Source organism: Nostoc sp. DedQUE08, assembly GCF_034530895.1.
GTDB lineage: Bacteria > Cyanobacteriota > Cyanobacteriia > Cyanobacteriales > Nostocaceae > Nostoc.
In genome coordinates, this window is sequence record NZ_JAVRCD010000003.1 from 169481 (window position 1) to 184970 (window position 15490).

The 15490-nt window shown below is 40.3% G+C and carries 12 protein-coding genes; 5 read left to right on the forward strand and 7 right to left on the reverse strand.

Features of this window, described 5'->3' with window-relative positions:
- Positions 1–249 precede the first annotated feature (249 nt).
- From RMY64_RS03300 to RMY64_RS03310, 3 genes are all read right to left on the reverse strand, one after another.
- Positions 250–2673 carry a sucrose synthase gene (locus RMY64_RS03300; protein ID WP_322699298.1) on the reverse strand — a complete coding sequence of 808 codons (2424 nt, stop codon included), beginning with the start codon at positions 2671–2673 and terminating at the stop codon, positions 250–252.
- A gap of 204 nt (positions 2674–2877) precedes the next feature.
- Positions 2878–3270, reverse strand: a complete 393-nt coding sequence (locus RMY64_RS03305) for a beta-lactamase hydrolase domain-containing protein (protein WP_322672670.1) — start codon at positions 3268–3270, stop codon at positions 2878–2880.
- A 727-nt stretch (positions 3271–3997) separates the two neighbouring features.
- Positions 3998–7897 carry a PAS domain S-box protein gene (locus tag RMY64_RS03310; protein WP_322699299.1) on the reverse strand — a complete coding sequence of 1300 codons (3900 nt, stop codon included), beginning with the start codon at positions 7895–7897 and terminating at the stop codon, positions 3998–4000.
- Positions 7898–9034: 1137 nt separating this feature from the next.
- On the opposite strand from RMY64_RS03310, the gene RMY64_RS03315 reads away from it, so the two are divergent.
- Positions 9035–9295, forward strand: coding sequence for a hypothetical protein (locus RMY64_RS03315; protein WP_322691508.1), 261 nt, complete (start codon positions 9035–9037; stop codon positions 9293–9295).
- A gap of 706 nt (positions 9296–10001) precedes the next feature.
- Here the strand turns inward: RMY64_RS03315 and RMY64_RS03320 are convergent.
- A complete protein-coding gene (locus RMY64_RS03320) occupies positions 10002–10223 on the reverse strand; it encodes a DUF4327 family protein (protein WP_322672668.1) in 222 nt (73 codons plus the stop codon).
- Positions 10224–10410: 187 nt separating this feature from the next.
- The gene (locus RMY64_RS03325; protein ID WP_322699300.1) at positions 10411–10554 is read right to left on the reverse strand and encodes a hypothetical protein; all 144 of its coding nucleotides are present in this window, start codon (positions 10552–10554) and stop codon (positions 10411–10413) included.
- Between the two features lie 166 nt (positions 10555–10720).
- On the opposite strand from RMY64_RS03325, the gene RMY64_RS03330 reads away from it, so the two are divergent.
- Entirely contained in the window at positions 10721–11953 is a 1233-nt protein-coding gene (locus RMY64_RS03330; RefSeq protein WP_322699301.1) for a cysteine desulfurase-like protein, read from the forward strand.
- Positions 11954–12187: 234 nt separating this feature from the next.
- On the opposite strand, the gene glp is transcribed toward RMY64_RS03330, so the two are convergent.
- Both glp and RMY64_RS03340 read right to left on the reverse strand, forming a co-directional pair.
- Entirely contained in the window at positions 12188–13453 is a 1266-nt protein-coding gene (gene glp / locus RMY64_RS03335) for a gephyrin-like molybdotransferase Glp (protein WP_322699302.1), read from the reverse strand.
- A gap of 37 nt (positions 13454–13490) precedes the next feature.
- Positions 13491–14132 (reverse strand): PEP-CTERM sorting domain-containing protein, encoded by a 642-nt coding sequence (locus RMY64_RS03340; RefSeq protein WP_322699303.1) that lies wholly within the window; start codon positions 14130–14132, stop codon positions 13491–13493.
- Positions 14133–14440: 308 nt separating this feature from the next.
- Between RMY64_RS03340 and RMY64_RS03345 the strand changes: the two genes are divergently transcribed.
- Genes RMY64_RS03345 through rpsR form a run of 3 tightly spaced genes read left to right on the forward strand, consistent with a single transcriptional unit; the run spans position 14441 to position 15454 of the window.
- On the forward strand, positions 14441–14998 hold the full coding sequence (locus RMY64_RS03345) for an RDD family protein (protein ID WP_322685236.1): 558 nt from the start codon (positions 14441–14443) through the stop codon (positions 14996–14998).
- Between the two features lie 43 nt (positions 14999–15041).
- On the forward strand, positions 15042–15236 hold the full coding sequence (gene rpmG, locus RMY64_RS03350) for a 50S ribosomal protein L33 (protein ID WP_094351774.1): 195 nt from the start codon (positions 15042–15044) through the stop codon (positions 15234–15236).
- A 2-nt stretch (positions 15237–15238) separates the two neighbouring features.
- Positions 15239–15454: a 30S ribosomal protein S18 gene (gene rpsR, locus RMY64_RS03355; RefSeq protein ID WP_012411240.1), complete on the forward strand. Its 216-nt coding sequence runs from the start codon at positions 15239–15241 to the stop codon at positions 15452–15454.
- Positions 15455–15490: the final 36 nt, after the last annotated feature.

The following is a 15490-nucleotide window of genomic DNA, read 5'->3' on the forward strand; positions in this document are numbered from 1 at the left end:
TTCAGAGGTGGATTAACGGAGTTCAGAGGTGGATTAACGGAGTTCAGAGGTGGATTAACGGAGTTCAGAGGTGGATGAACAAGTCTCTAATCCCCCTCATCCCCCAATACGGTTCGGTTAGTATATTTGGCTCTCGGAGATCCCCCCAACCCCCCTTAAAAAAGGGGGCTTTTCCTCCTATTTACCCCCTTTTTAAGGGGGTCGCCGTAGGCGGGGGGATCAAAACCCGCACCGTATTGCCTCATCCCCTCATCCCCCACTCCCCACTCCCTGATGTTTTTCCAAAATCTTTTCGACTCTAGGTTTATAAATGAGATGAAATAAGGTTTCCATGTAGCGATCTCTAGCTTCGTTATTTTCGGGAGCAACAAAGTTCCAAAAACTAAACATTTTCGCAAGCAGTAGTAATTGATTGCTATGTAAATGCCAATTATATTTGTGATGAATTCGCTGACTCATCCATTCTGAAACTTCGTGCCAGTATTCAGGATGAGTATCGCATTGTTCAAGGAAGTCTAAAATTTTCGTTGCTGTTCCCTCTAAGTCTGTAGGATTAACATTAAATTGGTTTTCTTTGTTCTCGATAATTTCTAAAGAACCGCCAAATTGAGTAGCAAAAGTTGGCAAGCCAGAAATCATCGCTTCCAAAATACTCCGACCGAAGGATTCAAAACGGGCAAAATGGACATAAATTCCTTGAGAATCTGCAACTACTCGGTAGGCTTCGCCGATGTCGCGGCTAGGAATACGCATTCCTACCCAGCGAATCTTGCCTTGGAGTTGATATTGGTCGATAATGTCGTGGAGTTTTTGAATTTCTTCTGCTTCTTCTGGATTGCTAGCTTCGTGTAAATGTAGTTTAGTAGTTAACAGAATCAGGTTACAACGCTCTTGCAACGCCTGACTTTTACCAAAACATTCAGCTAAACCAGTGAAATTTTTGATTGAATTGATGGTATCAAGGGCAAAGATTGGTCGATTATTGGGGCGTTCTAAATAACCAAGAATTTGTGGATCTTCGCGGCTAAAGAGTAAGTCGTGAACTTCTGTGCAAACTTTAGGATCTCGCTTTTCTTTTTGGCTGTAGGGAAAGAAAAGATTTTCATTTACTCCCGGCGGCACGAAGTTAAATTTAGGACTAAACAAATCAATGCCATCAACTACATGATACAACTGCGGCATCGTAAACCACTTGTATGACTCGTATTGACCGATGGTATCAGGCGTGCCGACAATTTCTTGATAGGACGATGTGATGATAAAGTCAGCTGCATTCATGCTAATCAAATCGGCGGTGAATTGTGCCGAAAAATGATATTTATCTTCTAAATCTTGCCAATATAAATTGCTAAATAGATATTTAGGTTTTTCTAAGGAGTGGGCAATGTTACACTGAGTGACTTTCATCCGGCGAGATAGGAGAAAGGCGACTAAATTACCATCGCTGTAATTGCCAACAACTAGATTAGGTTTGCCTTGGAATTGAGCTAGTAATTCTCTTTCTGCATCTACAGCAAATTGTTCTAAATAAGGCCAAATATCGAATTTAGAAATCCAATTATTCGTAATCTCTGGATTGAATTCACCAAAAGGAATGCGCAATATCCAAGCATTTTCAGTATCTTGGACTTTTTCTAAGGGCAAGTTACAAAATGTGCCTTCACAGTTAGGAATTAATCGAGTCAGAATAATTACATGGGGTTTAATGCCTAGCTGGTCGAGTCCAGCGAGTTTGATTTGTTCGCGCAGTTCGTTTTCTAGGCTGCGAGCTTGTTCGAGGACGTAGATAACTTGACCGAGTGTTTCATCTCTTCCCAAAACATCCTCCTGTCCAACCCAGCCGTGGACAGAAACGAGGACAACGCGAAAGATGGCGGGGACGCGGGCCACAAAAGCTTCTAAAATGGCAGGTTCTGGAGAGTAAATGAGTCGGTCGAGGAGTTCTAAAGTTTCAGAAACTCGCGCCGCAGTGTTACCCCAACCCGGCTCAAAGCCGAGTTCTTGGAGATCGAAGCGGAATTTTTCATAAGGTTCATCAGGCGATCGCTCGCTCAGGAATTTCAGCGCTAGCTTAATTTGTTTGGCTAACTGAATACCGGAGTCAATGCGATCGCTCAACAACAGGCGAATATCATTGCATTGCAGCCTATGTAATGCTTTAAATAACATTTCTACCCAATATTCAGAGTCAGTCAACAATTGATTGCACAGGTAACGGTTGAGGAAGGCTAAACCTTGACCAATATTTCTCGCATCGTCAATTCTTGGAGAACTCTCATAGAAGGGGTGGAGGTCGATTTCAAGGATATGAGGTTGGTAACGGTTGACTAAACGATCTCTCACATCTAACAGCGCTTGAGGCGTCATCTGCTCGAACTTACTAAAATCGGCTGTCAGTTGCCAAACTTGTTGATTAGCAATCCTCGGTCGAATCACGAACCAAGTTCTTCCCTCTTCGAGAATGATTTCGTGGGTATATTGTATTAGTTTGCCAACAGAAGAAGAGTGATAAAAATAGGCTGGCTTTTGGGATTGATGACAGTAATCAGCAAAGAAGAGCAAAATCTCATTTCTTAGGAAGTAATTCTTACCTGAAGCACTCAACGTATAAATCAACTGATGTAGAGCAGTTTTCTCATCACCGTTGGAGAGAGCTTGAACTAGTTCATACATGATGACGAATTCCAGAAATTTAGTTAGGTAATAACCTCATTTTTCTTTCCAGTTTTCGGTTTGCTGAGGTATATTCCCCAAACGATCGTAAATTACTATAAAAATCTTTGCGTCTAGCTCTGGGATGAAAGACTGTAAGAACTTCAAATCTATGGGATGAGGAAGTGGGAGAAAAGGGCAAAAGAGTATCTTTTGCGTTAAGGTCTAAACTCTAGATATCAAACCTAAACTAATAACTTTTTGCAGTGCTTTTTCAAAGTCTATACCTTGTTTTAGGGCTATATACAAAAATACTATTGCAGCTGAACGAATTGAATTATCACAATGTATCAGAATCGGTTTGGGTAATTCAGTGATAGTCTGATACATCTGGAGCGTACTTTGATGATTAATGTCTTCACATTCAGTTGGGAAATTAACATAATACAATCCCAAAAGTTCAGTTTTTTCCCGTTCATTAGCCAGCCAGCCTGTTTCGTCAGCCAAACGTAGATTAACTACACACTTATAACCCTCATCAGCTACTTGTTGCAGCTGAGCTAGTGTAATTTGTCCTGCGATCGCTAACTCACGATTAATTTCTCTAATAATGTTCATCAGCCGGATTAACTCCATTTTGCCGACATTGCCCTAGCTTTAACCCTAGCAAAGAAATTTGAGGAACTTGTGAGGAAATCATCAAAGTCTAGAGAATTGGAGCATTGAGCATGGTGAATCAGATCGCGCAGTGAGAAAGTTTGCTGTTCGAGTTGAGTAATTCCTGCTTCTAAGAAGATGTTTGAAAAGTCGTGATTAATGTATCAAATATTTTTTACCCCACCCTAACCCTCCCCGATATATTGGGAGGGAACCGGATTTTCTTGTTTCCCCCAATACATCGGGGGGATTAAGGGGGGTAATAATTCGATTAAAATCACAACATACCACTTTTCAAATATCCTCTAAGCCTCCGAGATCGAGCAGGTCATGAATCAGTTGTGATAAACGTTTGATTTCGTTCTCAATAGTTTGGAAAAAGCGATCGCGCTATTTCATTACAGCTAGAAAGCCCAAAATTAAAGCATACGCGACCTTTGACTTTTGCCTTGCGCTCCTAATATAGCAGGAGGCAGGAGGCAGTGTTTCGACTACGCTCAACAACCAGGCAGGAGGTAAAAACCTTGCTATTCCTGATATTTACGCTTGTCATTATGTCCTAATCTACCTGGCAACTGCTATACAAGGCGGAAATAAACCAATCATTCCAAATCAACGAAACCCTTATGCTGTATACATTTTTAATTTTTAATTTTTAATTTTTAATTGTTAATTCCGCCTTGCGGTACTAGTCTCTGAATAAATTATGTAAGGTTTTTAATAATTCTCTGGCCGTATAGGGTTTTAATAAAACTGCTTGTACATTAGCCTCAGCAGATTGAGCAAAGATTTCCATTGAGTTGAGTCCGCTACAGGCAATAATTTGAACCTGCATATTCATTCTTCGCAAGGTGCGAATAGCAATGATTCCATCCATTTCTGGCATTATTAAATCCATCAATACGGCATTGATTTGATGCTCGTATTGGGCGTAAAGCGCGATCGCCTCAATGCCATTACTGGCAGTTAGTATCTTATAGTTATGGTTTTCCAAGATGATTGTGGCGATCTCCCGAATTTGGGGTTCATCATCCACAACCAAAATCAATTCTCCCTCTCCTGAAAGCAAATCCAGGTCTTCTATGTTGAACGCTTGGGTTGCTTCCACTGCTGGTAAAAACAGGTCAAATTTGCTGCCTCTACCAACATTGCTAGACACTTTGATAAAACCGTCGTGGTTTCTGATGATTCCCAGCACTGTTGAAAGTCCAAGTCCGGTACCTGCATTGACCTCTTTTGTAGTAAAAAATGGCTCAAAAATTCTATCTATTATGTCTGGCGGTATGCCAATTCCGTTATCGGCAACGGTAATCACAATATAATGCCCAACCTTGGCATCAAGATTCATTCGCGTATAAGCTTCATCAATAAACTTATTTTCTACAGAAATATTGATATTACCGCCATCCGGTAAAGCATCGCGGGCATTTACTACCAAATTGATCAATACTTGATGCAGTTGCGTGATGTCTCCATTTACAGCCCAAATTTCTTTTGGGATAAACGTGGAAAGTTCAATAGATTTGGGAAATGTCTGTTTGGCAATTTGGACAATTTCTGAAATCAGATATTGGATTTGGATAATTGTCCGCTCTCCTTTATATCCTCGTGCAAAGGACAAGATTTGCTTTACTAAAGCTGCTCCGCGTTTGGCGTTGGTTTCTACAAGTGCCAACAGTTGCCCAGAACGCTCCTCATCTTGTAACAATGCTCTCTGTAACAATTGAGCCGCTGCCAAAATTGGTGTCAATATATTGTTCAAGTCGTGGGCAATTCCACCTGCAAGAGTGCCAAGGCTTTCCAATCGCTGGGTGCGAAAAAACTGTTCTTCGAGTTGTTTCTTTTCGGTGATGTCAGTGTCAACAGTCAGGATGGATTTGGGTTTTCCCGCAGAATCGCGCATCAATGTCCAGCGGCTTTCCACAATAATTTTCTGACCAGATTTTGTAACTTTATTTAACTCACCTTGCCACGAACCACTCTCAATTACCCTTTTCAGGGGTACTTCCAATTGCTGCTGAGTTCCTGCTGTGTAACAAATCTCCTGGAGGTTTTTTCCGATCGCCTCTGTAGAAAGCCAACCGTACATCCGCTCTGCACCTTGATTCCAGAATAAGATTTGAGACTGGAAATCTCGAACTAATATGGCATCGGTGGCAATATCAAGTAAAGCGGCTTGTTCAGAGATTTTTTGTTCTGCCAACTTGCGCTCAGTGACATCCCTATTTATGCCGACGATCCGGATCGGCTGACCGATTTCGTTATAGTAGACCTGACCTTTGCAGTTTAACCAGTGTAAGCTGCCGTCGGGCCAGACAATTCGATACTCTATAGATCCCTTTCCTTGCTCAATCATCCGCGCTATACTCGCAGCCACTGATTCGCGGTCTTCGGGATAGATTAAATTGAGATAATCTTCATAGGTTGGACATAAGGTATTGCTCGGTAGACCATAAAGTGGCCCCATATTGGCAGACCAAATACCAGTATTAGCGATCGGGTTCCGCTCCCAGATGCCAATTTGGGCTGCTTCGGTAGCTAAACTCAATCGCGCTTCACTTTCTTGCAGTGACTCTTCGACTAGTTTGCGTTCGGTGATATCTTCGGCGATGCCACCATAGTATTGAACTTTTCCTTGGTCATCATAGATAGCAAAGCCTCGATCCCATATCCAGCGCATCGATCCATCAGGTCGCAAAATTCGATATTCTATTGAAACCGACTCATTAATAAGCTGTTGCTTTGCTGCAATGGTTAAGCGATCGCGATCGTCTGGATGAGCAAAGTCTATCCAAGACTCAGGCCGCTCTAATAGACTTTGGCAAGAGCGACCCCAAATTTTTTCATAGGCAGGACTAACATACAAAGTTCGGAATGAATCTGTGCTGGCAATCCAGATAACTGCGTGGGTGTTTTCCGCAAATTTGCGAAATTTCTCTTCACTTTGGCGCAGTGCTGCTTCGGCAACTTGGCATTCGTGTAGCGTAGCTTGCTGTTCGGTAATATCTCTGCCTACCTTTTGGATTTCAAGAACCTCTCCTTTGTCGTTACGAATTGCGATCGCATTCCATTGAAACCAACGGATACCATTGACTGTCAATGCACGTCGCTCACGATTAATCAAGGGATGGAATGAAGATCCTAAAGCTGCCATATCTTCCATCGCTTCAGGCAAGTCATCTGGATGAAGAAATTGGAAAATTGACCGATCGCGAAACTCATCTTGTTTCCAACCGAAAATTTGACAAGCAGCTGCATTGGCAAAGGTAATCTGCCCTTGCAAATCAATGCGGATAATTATGTCAGTTTGGCTTTCCACGAGTTGGCGATAGAGATTTTCACTCTGGTGTAATGCAACTTCTGCGCGTTGGCGATCCCTTCGGGCAGCTTCGCTAACAGCAATTTCTTGCTGCAACAGCACATTGGACATCACAAGTTCTGCTGTCCGTTCTGCCACTCGTTGTTCTAACTCCTCGTAAGCTTGGCGCAGTGATTCCTTTGCCTGGTGGCGTTCGCTAATATCGCTGAATAACCAGCGCCAGCCAACTTGCTTACCCTTTGAATCGTACATGGCGGCGGCTTTAATACTAGCCGGAAAAGCTCTACCTCCCCGTGGTTTTAAGTAAGCTTCCCACTTCTGTTCCTGCTGTTTATTAATTAGTCGAGTGTTAAAAGTTTGGCGGTCTTGGTAAGGAATAAATAAAATTAATGGTTTGTTTACCAAATATTTTTGGCGTACAGCCAGCAAGATTGCTGCTGCTCGGTTAGCCTCTTGGATAATACCTGCTGTATCAGTTACCAAATAAGCATCTGGAGCGAACTCAAACAAATTCTGGTAACGTTGACGCTCCAATTCTACTAGCTCGCGGGCAACGGCCAACTCTTCATTTTGTTCGCGCAGTTCTTCTTCCATAACCTGGAGTTCTTCGAGGGCTTGCTGAAGCTCCTGATTAACTTGCATAATTTCAGCCGATTGTGCCTCAACCCATAGCTTTAAGTTATTTTGAGTCTGGCAGCACACTTGCTGTATCTCTGTGTACTGATTAACCTGGCTAAATTCATCTCTGGGTTTTTGTAAATATTGCTGCAAGCCTTCAACGACCCCTACCATTTTTACCAAGTCAAAGGCTTGTAGCAAGCTAGTCTCGTTAATCACTCCTACCAATTGTCCGCGATCGTCTAAAACGGGCAAATAGCCAGTCTGATGCTCACGCAATAAAGATAAAGCGATGAAAATATCCTGAGAATCTGATTGTGTAAGGGTAATTACTGACTGCGTCATCACTTCAGCCATTGTCACCCCAGATAAATCTATTCTCGAAGCTATAAGTCTAACTACATCTTTTTCAGTAAAAATGCCTAATAATTTTCCTCCATCCATAACCAAGACACAACCGGATATTGGTTGATTTCCAAGAGTTAAGTTCAGCGAATAATTTAAGTTGCTAGATGCATAATTAATACATCCTTGTTGACTCATCAATAAAATAGCTTCGATTACAAAACTATCAGGGTTAATCTTTAATGGTGAATAATTTATAACATGATTTAAACTAGGTAAGTTAATCAGTCGATCGTTAAATTGCATAGTTAATTTATCAATCCTAATAAGCTTTTTGATATTCAGGACAAATTAGCAGAAGTCAACAACAAGCAAAAGAAGTCAGCTGTTGAACATCAGAAATTATTGTGGCGTACTAATTATCAAGCAACTAGCAGGCGGCTAAATGTAGTCATAAATTAACTATAAAGCAACTATAAATTAATTGTATTGATAAATACAGGCTTTAACTATTAGAATGCCTGATACATACAATACAATACAAGTTAGTAACTAAATTAGAAAGTAAATAAAATTTTAGAGTCGTCAAACTCATTCTATTGTCAAATTTATAGATAGATGATTTGCTATCTTAAGATATTACCTTAATTGATAGTTTTGATAGTCTTATTACTGTGAAATATTTGAAATTAATTGATGAGTGCAAATATTAAACCCTTGGTCTCAAACATTGACAGAGGTTCATAATTTAGGCTTTTTTAATAAACTTTATCAAGACTTTTAATAAACAATACAAAAAATGAGCCATTGCCGGAGACGGTTTCCCTAAAAGTACTCCAATTAAAAAAATGCCCAATTGTCATTGCGGGAGCAAAGCAGAATGAAGCAATCGCAAAGTACTTGAGATTGCTTCGCTTCACTACGTTACGCTCACAATGACAGGTTTTGGATCGTTTATTTTTTGGAACACTTTAACATAGAGGAGACAGTCATGTGGGAAAGTTTCGCAACTTCAAGAGCCACTGCATTGAGCGAGCAATACCCAACTTGTAATCTTCCCTACTGGAACTTTGCGAACTCAGCATCAACTGCCAATAAATCAGAAGGAAAAAGAATTTGACTGGTTTATTCTTTATTCTATTCATAAGTAGGTGGCACGCTAGCAGTAACGCCGCTCTGAAGCCCCACATTTATAGTTATAAGAATTTATACGAAGATAATTTGAGGAACTTGTGAAAAAACCGCTAAATTAGCCGGAAAGTATTACTTAATAATTGTGTATAAGTTTTTCTAAAACATTAAGTATTTTGACTATCCTCACAACTTCCTCATATTTAAAGACTATAGTCAAAATATAGACAGTTTCTTTTTAATATCTACGGGCTTCTCAAATAGCTGCCCTGAATCGCAATAACACTTTTATGAACAGGATTTGAGAAAAATATGAATTACTGTCCTTGCTGCTCAAGTTTACTTTTAGAACATGTACGCGGTGCAGAGACTTACTGGTTTTGTCGTCACTGCTGGCAGGAAATGCCTATTTATAATAGGCATAATCGGAACGAATCCAGTTCGTTCGCTGATGTTGTCATGGGAAAACTACCTAGAAAGCCTCAGAAAGAAAAACGTAGAAGTACTATTGTTTACGCAAGCCAATGGCAATCGATTACCGAATGGATTGGGCTAGAAGAGTTATCTACCTAATCCAATTTACTGAAACCGATTAGTCTAATTGCTTTTCTTGATTTCAGTAATTAATTGCTCAATAATGTGAGACTATAGCCTATTTTTTAGGTATTAATTGACACATTTATTAAAAACAAAAAATTTCTCAAACCCACAGCCAAAGAGGTGAGGTTGCTTCTGAGGTTAGGCTATGTCTGACTGGAGGTAGCAACCCCTAATTAACCATTCCTATGCAGAGTAGGCAAACGAGAGGACAATGGTAATACCATTTTGGATTTTAGACTTCGGCTACGCTCAGTCGAACGATTTTAGATTTTAGATTGTGAAACATCCATTAGATAAGTGTTTCAGTTTTCTATCTGTCGCAATCATTTTTCAAATTGGTATAAGTTTGTAGGACAACTCTCAAAAACTTGCGTGTACACCGTAGCTCGGTGTAAATAATTATTGTTGAGATAAAGAAGGTAGAAAAAGGGTTTGAATCTTGTTTACTTTTCTTCACACAGTTTGTTTTTATTGTGCCAACTTATTTAACAGAGAATTATGACGCTAGCAATGGTTCTCTTATCTTTTAAAACCAAAGCTATCCATCAAGATTTATTGCTTACTTTAATAATCTCTTGCTTATAGCCCCCGATTAATTTGGGAGTTTTTCATGTTGAAAAATAAATTTATAATTTTTATTTTATGGGATGCAGCTAATAGGGTTTAGCCTTATGTAGCCTCAATCATCTTCCCAAGATTCGTGATTCAGTAAATCGATAATTCTATCTCTGAGTAGAAATTCATTTTTTTCTAACTCAAGTTCAAAATTAATCCACTCACGATGAGGAATATATTTACAAAGGGTATAAATTGGCTGCTGACGGTTAACAAGTCTCTTTTTAACAAGTTGAAGTGCTTCTTCTTTGATAACTTGGATGTCATATTTTACCGTAGTATTCATAAGCCGTTCCTTTATTTTCAATCAAGGAATTAAGACTCAAAACAATAGTTGCTTTGACTCTCCCTTAAACTTATCAAATAAAATTGGCGAGAATTGTGAAGAATCAAGACATTAATAGTTGCTGGAAGTTAAATACAGGAGATTTCAACTTCTCGTGCGATCGCGAACAGTGTGTTGGAGGCAGAGGCTACGCTAACATGAGATACACAAACACCCAACCACTTTCCCATTTATAAGGGTTGTCACTACGTTGGTCGTCCCGACTGACTTGTTCGCTCTTAACCTTCCCGTTATGAAACCAAGTGGAGTCTCTTGCAAAAGTCTCTAACACCTCACCCCCAACTTCTCCCCAAAGCATAGGGGAGCGTTTGCTTTACTCAAATGCGGGGTGGGGTTCTTTATTTTTGATTTATGCAAGAAGTCTAATGTAGATGTTCTCTGGGCGACTTGTCAGAAGGTAGGCTAGGGTAAAGAACATTCTCTAGAAAACTTATATTATGCTCCTGAATCTTGATAAAGTTCGTCAATATTTTCCGGCTCTAGCTGGGGAGTGGACTTTTTTTGATAATGCTGGTGGGTCACAAACCTTGAAAAAAGTAGTAGATAGAATTAGCGAATTTCTCTTAAGTTCTGATGTCCAGTTGGGAGCTTCTTATGGAATCTCTCAACTGGCTGGAGAACGATTGGCTTTAGCAACTAGGGAAATGGCTACTTTCATTAATGCCAATTCTTATAAAGAAGTAGTCATGGGGCCATCGACTACAATGATGTTGAAAGTTCTTTCAATTTGTCTGGGTAAAACCTTCACATCTGGTGATGAAGTTATTGTTACTAATTGTGACCATGAAGCTAATATTGGTGCTTGGGTCGCTCTTGAAAAACAAGGAATAAAGGTTAAAGTGTGGAAAGTTCGCCCAGATACTTTAGAACTTCATTTAGCAGATTTAGAACCATTGATGAGTCAGCGCACAAAACTGGTAGCCTTGACTCATGCTTCTAATGTTCTGGGAACCATCAACCCGATCAAAGAAATTGCTGCATTTGTACACGATCGCAACGCTATGATTTGTGTAGATGGTGTAGCTTATGCACCTCACAGATTAGTTGATGTCCGAGATTTAGATGTTGATTTCTATACTTTGAGTTTTTATAAAGTTTATGGGCCGCACCATGCCTTACTTTATGGCAAAGAAGAACATTTATTAAGATTGCCTGGTCTGAACCATTATTTTATTGACCAGACAGATATACCTTATAAATTTCAATTAGGGAATGTCAATTTTGAATTAAGTTATGGAATGTTAGGTCTATGTGATTATTTAAGTGAATTAGCACAACTGCACTATGGGAATGAAACTGCACCTGATTTGAGAAATCAAATGGTGCAAGCATTTGATTTAATTAGCATACATGAAGAACATATTAGCGATCGCCTCCTAAATTATCTCAACAGTAAACCGAATGTGCGAGTGATTGGTCAATCAAAGGCTGACCGTAAATTCCGTGTACCAACTATATCTTTTGTCGTCGATGGAATAAATAGCTCAACTATTCCGGAAAAAGTTGACCAACATTCTATTGGGATTCGCTATGGGGACTTTTATGCTAAACGGCTGATTGAATACCTGGGTTTAGCGTCTCAAGGTGGAATAGTCCGGGTAAGTATGGTGCATTACAACACCCTTGAGGAAGTTAACAGCTTGATTGAGGCTTTGGAGCAGATATTTTAACTAATTCGTAATTCGTAATTCGTAATTCGTAATTATTGGGTTTAATTCAAGATGCTTGGGTTAAACCTTTTTTTCATCTCCTGCTCTCCCTACTTGTCTTAAAGCCAAGCAATTGAAGTTGAATTCTCCCTTTCCTACAAAGATGCTACGCGCTTGTCTATACGTGGTTTTCTTTCACATAGTGTTTAAATCCCTTTATGCAACTGTTTTTAATTACGAATTACGAATTACGAATTACGAATTACTAAGCTGTAAAACTTGCACTTCTTCTTGTGGCGAAATTAATGTTTGACCCACAGGTAGAACAGCTAAGGCATTGGTTTGAGCTAAATTAATTAAATTGCCGGAACTGTGACTACCACCAGCTTTGTGAAATTCATAAACTCCATCAATTAAATGTAATTTACCCCAAAGGTAAGTTTCACGTTTGCCGTTCGATCGCAATTCATCATGCGATCGCACTTTCAAAAATACTGGTTCCCAACTTTCAGTTATTCCCGAAAGTTTCTTGATTGCTGGTAGCACAAATCGCCAAAATGTCACCAACACAGCAGCAGGGTTTCCTGGTAAACCAAAGTATAGTGCTGAGTGTGGAGAGACGCGATTAATCGCGTCTGTACTGGGGAAAGTGGCGACAGTCAGGGGTTTTCCTGGACTAATTTGCACAGCCCGAATGTGGATTTTTGCTTTTAGTGACTCTAGAATTTTGTCAATATAGTCATAATCTCCCACTGAGACACCACCAGAAGAGAGAACTATATCAGCGATCGCCACAGCGTGAGTAATAACTTTCTCCAAAGCAACTGGATCGTCTTTCACAATGCCTAAAATTAACGGTTCTGCGCCACTTTGTCTCACCAATGCTGCCAGTGCATACTGATTAGAATCCACAATTTGCCCCGATTGCAACGGTTTATCAGCTGTCACCAGCTCATCACCAGTGGAAAAAATTGCCACACGTGGACGGCGGTAAACAGTTAATTGCGGACACTGTGCTGCTGCCAATACGGCAATTTCTGAGGCATTTAACTTAATTCCTGCTGGTAGTAGTTCTGTTCCAGCTTGATAAAAAGATGCTTTGTGTCTAACAAATTCTTGCGATTTTGGTGCATCCAGTATAAATACGCGGTTTTCCTCGCGGCGTGTTTTCTCTTGCATGACTACAGTATCCGCACCTGCTGGGATTACCGCACCTGTAAAAATCCGTGCGGCTTGCCCTGGTTGAATCGTAGACTTGGGCTGATACCCAGCCGGAATTTCTTCAACAATTTCTAAAATAGCTGGTTGTTCGGCGTTAGAGTCCTGTACATCTTCGTAGCGGACTGCGTAGCCATCCATTGCCGAATTATCCCAATGGGGAAAATCTAGCGGACTGGTGACAGGAGTTGCCAAAATGCGACTATCTGCTGTCAATAAATCTACAACTTCTGTATCCCGTTGACGATCCAACGGCTGCACCAAATTTAAAATAATTGCTTGTGCATCGCTGACTGATAACATAGCGATCGCCTCCGACTTTTTTCTTTATCCCTGTAAACTAACACTGACCAATTTTAGATTTTGGATTTTGGATTGATTTCTGCTTGAGAGTAAATCCTAAACTACACACTGCTAGTAAACCGATAATTATGCTTCCTTCGGGGACTTTGGATACCTGAACCGAATTGTTGCTTAAATCTAGGATTTGCTTTGTGCCTGCTGCATCTCTATTATTAAAACCAAATTCTTTTGTTAGAACCTCATCACTAAAACCTTCATCTATAAGTGCGAGATTATTATTAAGCCAAGTGTCGCCAGGAAACTCATCATCCTTGCCAACATCAAAAGGGCCAAAGATTTGCTCGGTAGTGCTATCAAAGTTGAATCTTAAAAAGCCGTAGTTAGATATCCCACTAAGCACTGGAGTAAAACTATTTATCAGATTACTCAAGGGATCAAAGAAGGAAATTGAGAGAGATTGCAAGTTCTTCGTAGTTCCCAAACCAGCTTCAGAAATGACGCTGGGAGCAGTTGTTGTATCGTAGTTAAATGAACCTTTCGCTGAATAACCTGTGTCTCCTTTCCAGTTAAAGTTAAACTCAGCAGCATGAGCCAGGTTGTTGGTGGTTATGGCGATCGCTAACGCTAAAGTAGTAGTCGTCACCAGACTAATAGCTGTTTTAGTAAACAGATGTGTCATAGATATAACTTCCAAATTAATTAAAATGAAGTTTCTACAACAATACAATATAGATGTACAACCCTACTGTATGTTGCATCCATGACGTGTAGCGGCTACTCTATGAGATGTTAACCAAGTATCCAAAGGTATCAAAACTTACTTATATACCCGCTCTTATTTTTGAGTCGTGCAGTTGGTAGTTGTACAAATTTTTGTTGGCTGATTTTTGTTCCTTTACAGCGCAGCAACTAGCCAAGTCATCATCTTAATATTAAAAACAGGAGCGATCGCTATTTCCCAACCCCTAAATAAAATACTTATTTTGTATGACTATCGAACGACTTCCCCAAAAACACTATCCCAAAGCTGAGATTGGGCGGCGAGGTATGGCATTGGGACTTGATTTCCTTGGTGTCTGGTTAGTCAGTTCCCTACTGGGAGGCGGCGATATCGGGATTCAATTTCTTGAAATCTTAGTTTTTGTAATACTTTGGCTGGTTTTGCGAGTAGTGGTGGTATACAACAATCAAGGGCAAAGTTTAGGGCGTTGGGCGTTCGATTTAAAGGTATTGGAAGTCGAAGATGGGGAAGTAGTGGGCAGAATTCCCGATTTGCTCTCACTAGTGAAGCGAGAGGCGATTATCGGCTTGGGTGCTTTATTAGTGTCAATTGCCCTGAGCAATATTAGAGCCAATCCCACTGCTATACTGCTAGTAATTCCCCTAGCAATTGATTGTGGAACTGCTTTCTCTGATACCCAGATGCGGCAGGCTTTACACGATCGCTATTGTGGAACTTTCATTGTTTCGTCGCGTCGTGGCTACTCGCTCGATATAAAAATTAAAAGATTAGTTGAAAATATACGGCGGAATGTGAGAAGATAGTCATTTGTGTTAATTCTCTTCAGGCTTCACTGTTTGTAAGATTATGGCTAAGAGTAAAGGTGCCCGCATTATTATCACACTAGAGTGTACTGAGTGCCGGACAAATTCAGATAAGCGTTCTGCTGGTGTTAACCGTTATACCAGTACCAAGAATCGCCGCAACACCACCAACAGGCTAGAACTGAAAAAGTTCTGCACCCACTGCAACAAACATACCGTTCACAAGGAAATTAAGTAGAGATGAGTTATTTCCGTCGTCGCCTTTCTCCGATCAAGCCAGGAGAACCAATTGATTATAAAGATGTTGATTTATTGCGTAAGTTTGTCACCGAGCGGGGAAAGATACTGCCACGTCGGATTACTGGGCTTACGTCTCAGCAACAGCGAGAGTTGACATTAGCAATTAAACGTTCGCGGATTGTGGCTTTGTTGCCATTTATCAATGCAGAAGGCTAAAAAGAGTGATGAGTCAGAAGTTATGAGTTATGAGTT

What these genes read in the sequence shown, in the direction of transcription:
- RMY64_RS03320 (WP_322672668.1), bottom strand. Translation starts at nt 10,223, where the DNA reads ATGAATACTACGGTAAAATATGACATCCAAGTTATCAAAGAAGAAGCA.
- RMY64_RS03330 (WP_322699301.1), top strand. Translation starts at nt 10,721, where the DNA reads ATGCTCCTGAATCTTGATAAAGTTCGTCAATATTTTCCGGCTCTAGCT.
- rpsR (WP_012411240.1), top strand. Translation starts at nt 15,239, where the DNA reads ATGAGTTATTTCCGTCGTCGCCTTTCTCCGATCAAGCCAGGAGAACCA.
- glp (WP_322699302.1), bottom strand. Translation starts at nt 13,453, where the DNA reads ATGTTATCAGTCAGCGATGCACAAGCAATTATTTTAAATTTGGTGCAG.
- RMY64_RS03345 (WP_322685236.1), top strand. Translation starts at nt 14,441, where the DNA reads ATGACTATCGAACGACTTCCCCAAAAACACTATCCCAAAGCTGAGATT.
- rpmG (WP_094351774.1), top strand. Translation starts at nt 15,042, where the DNA reads ATGGCTAAGAGTAAAGGTGCCCGCATTATTATCACACTAGAGTGTACT.
- RMY64_RS03315 (WP_322691508.1), top strand. Translation starts at nt 9,035, where the DNA reads ATGAATTACTGTCCTTGCTGCTCAAGTTTACTTTTAGAACATGTACGC.
- RMY64_RS03305 (WP_322672670.1), bottom strand. Translation starts at nt 3,270, where the DNA reads ATGAACATTATTAGAGAAATTAATCGTGAGTTAGCGATCGCAGGACAA.
- RMY64_RS03300 (WP_322699298.1), bottom strand. Translation starts at nt 2,673, where the DNA reads ATGTATGAACTAGTTCAAGCTCTCTCCAACGGTGATGAGAAAACTGCT.
- RMY64_RS03310 (WP_322699299.1), bottom strand. Translation starts at nt 7,897, where the DNA reads ATGCAATTTAACGATCGACTGATTAACTTACCTAGTTTAAATCATGTT.
- RMY64_RS03340 (WP_322699303.1), bottom strand. Translation starts at nt 14,132, where the DNA reads ATGACACATCTGTTTACTAAAACAGCTATTAGTCTGGTGACGACTACT.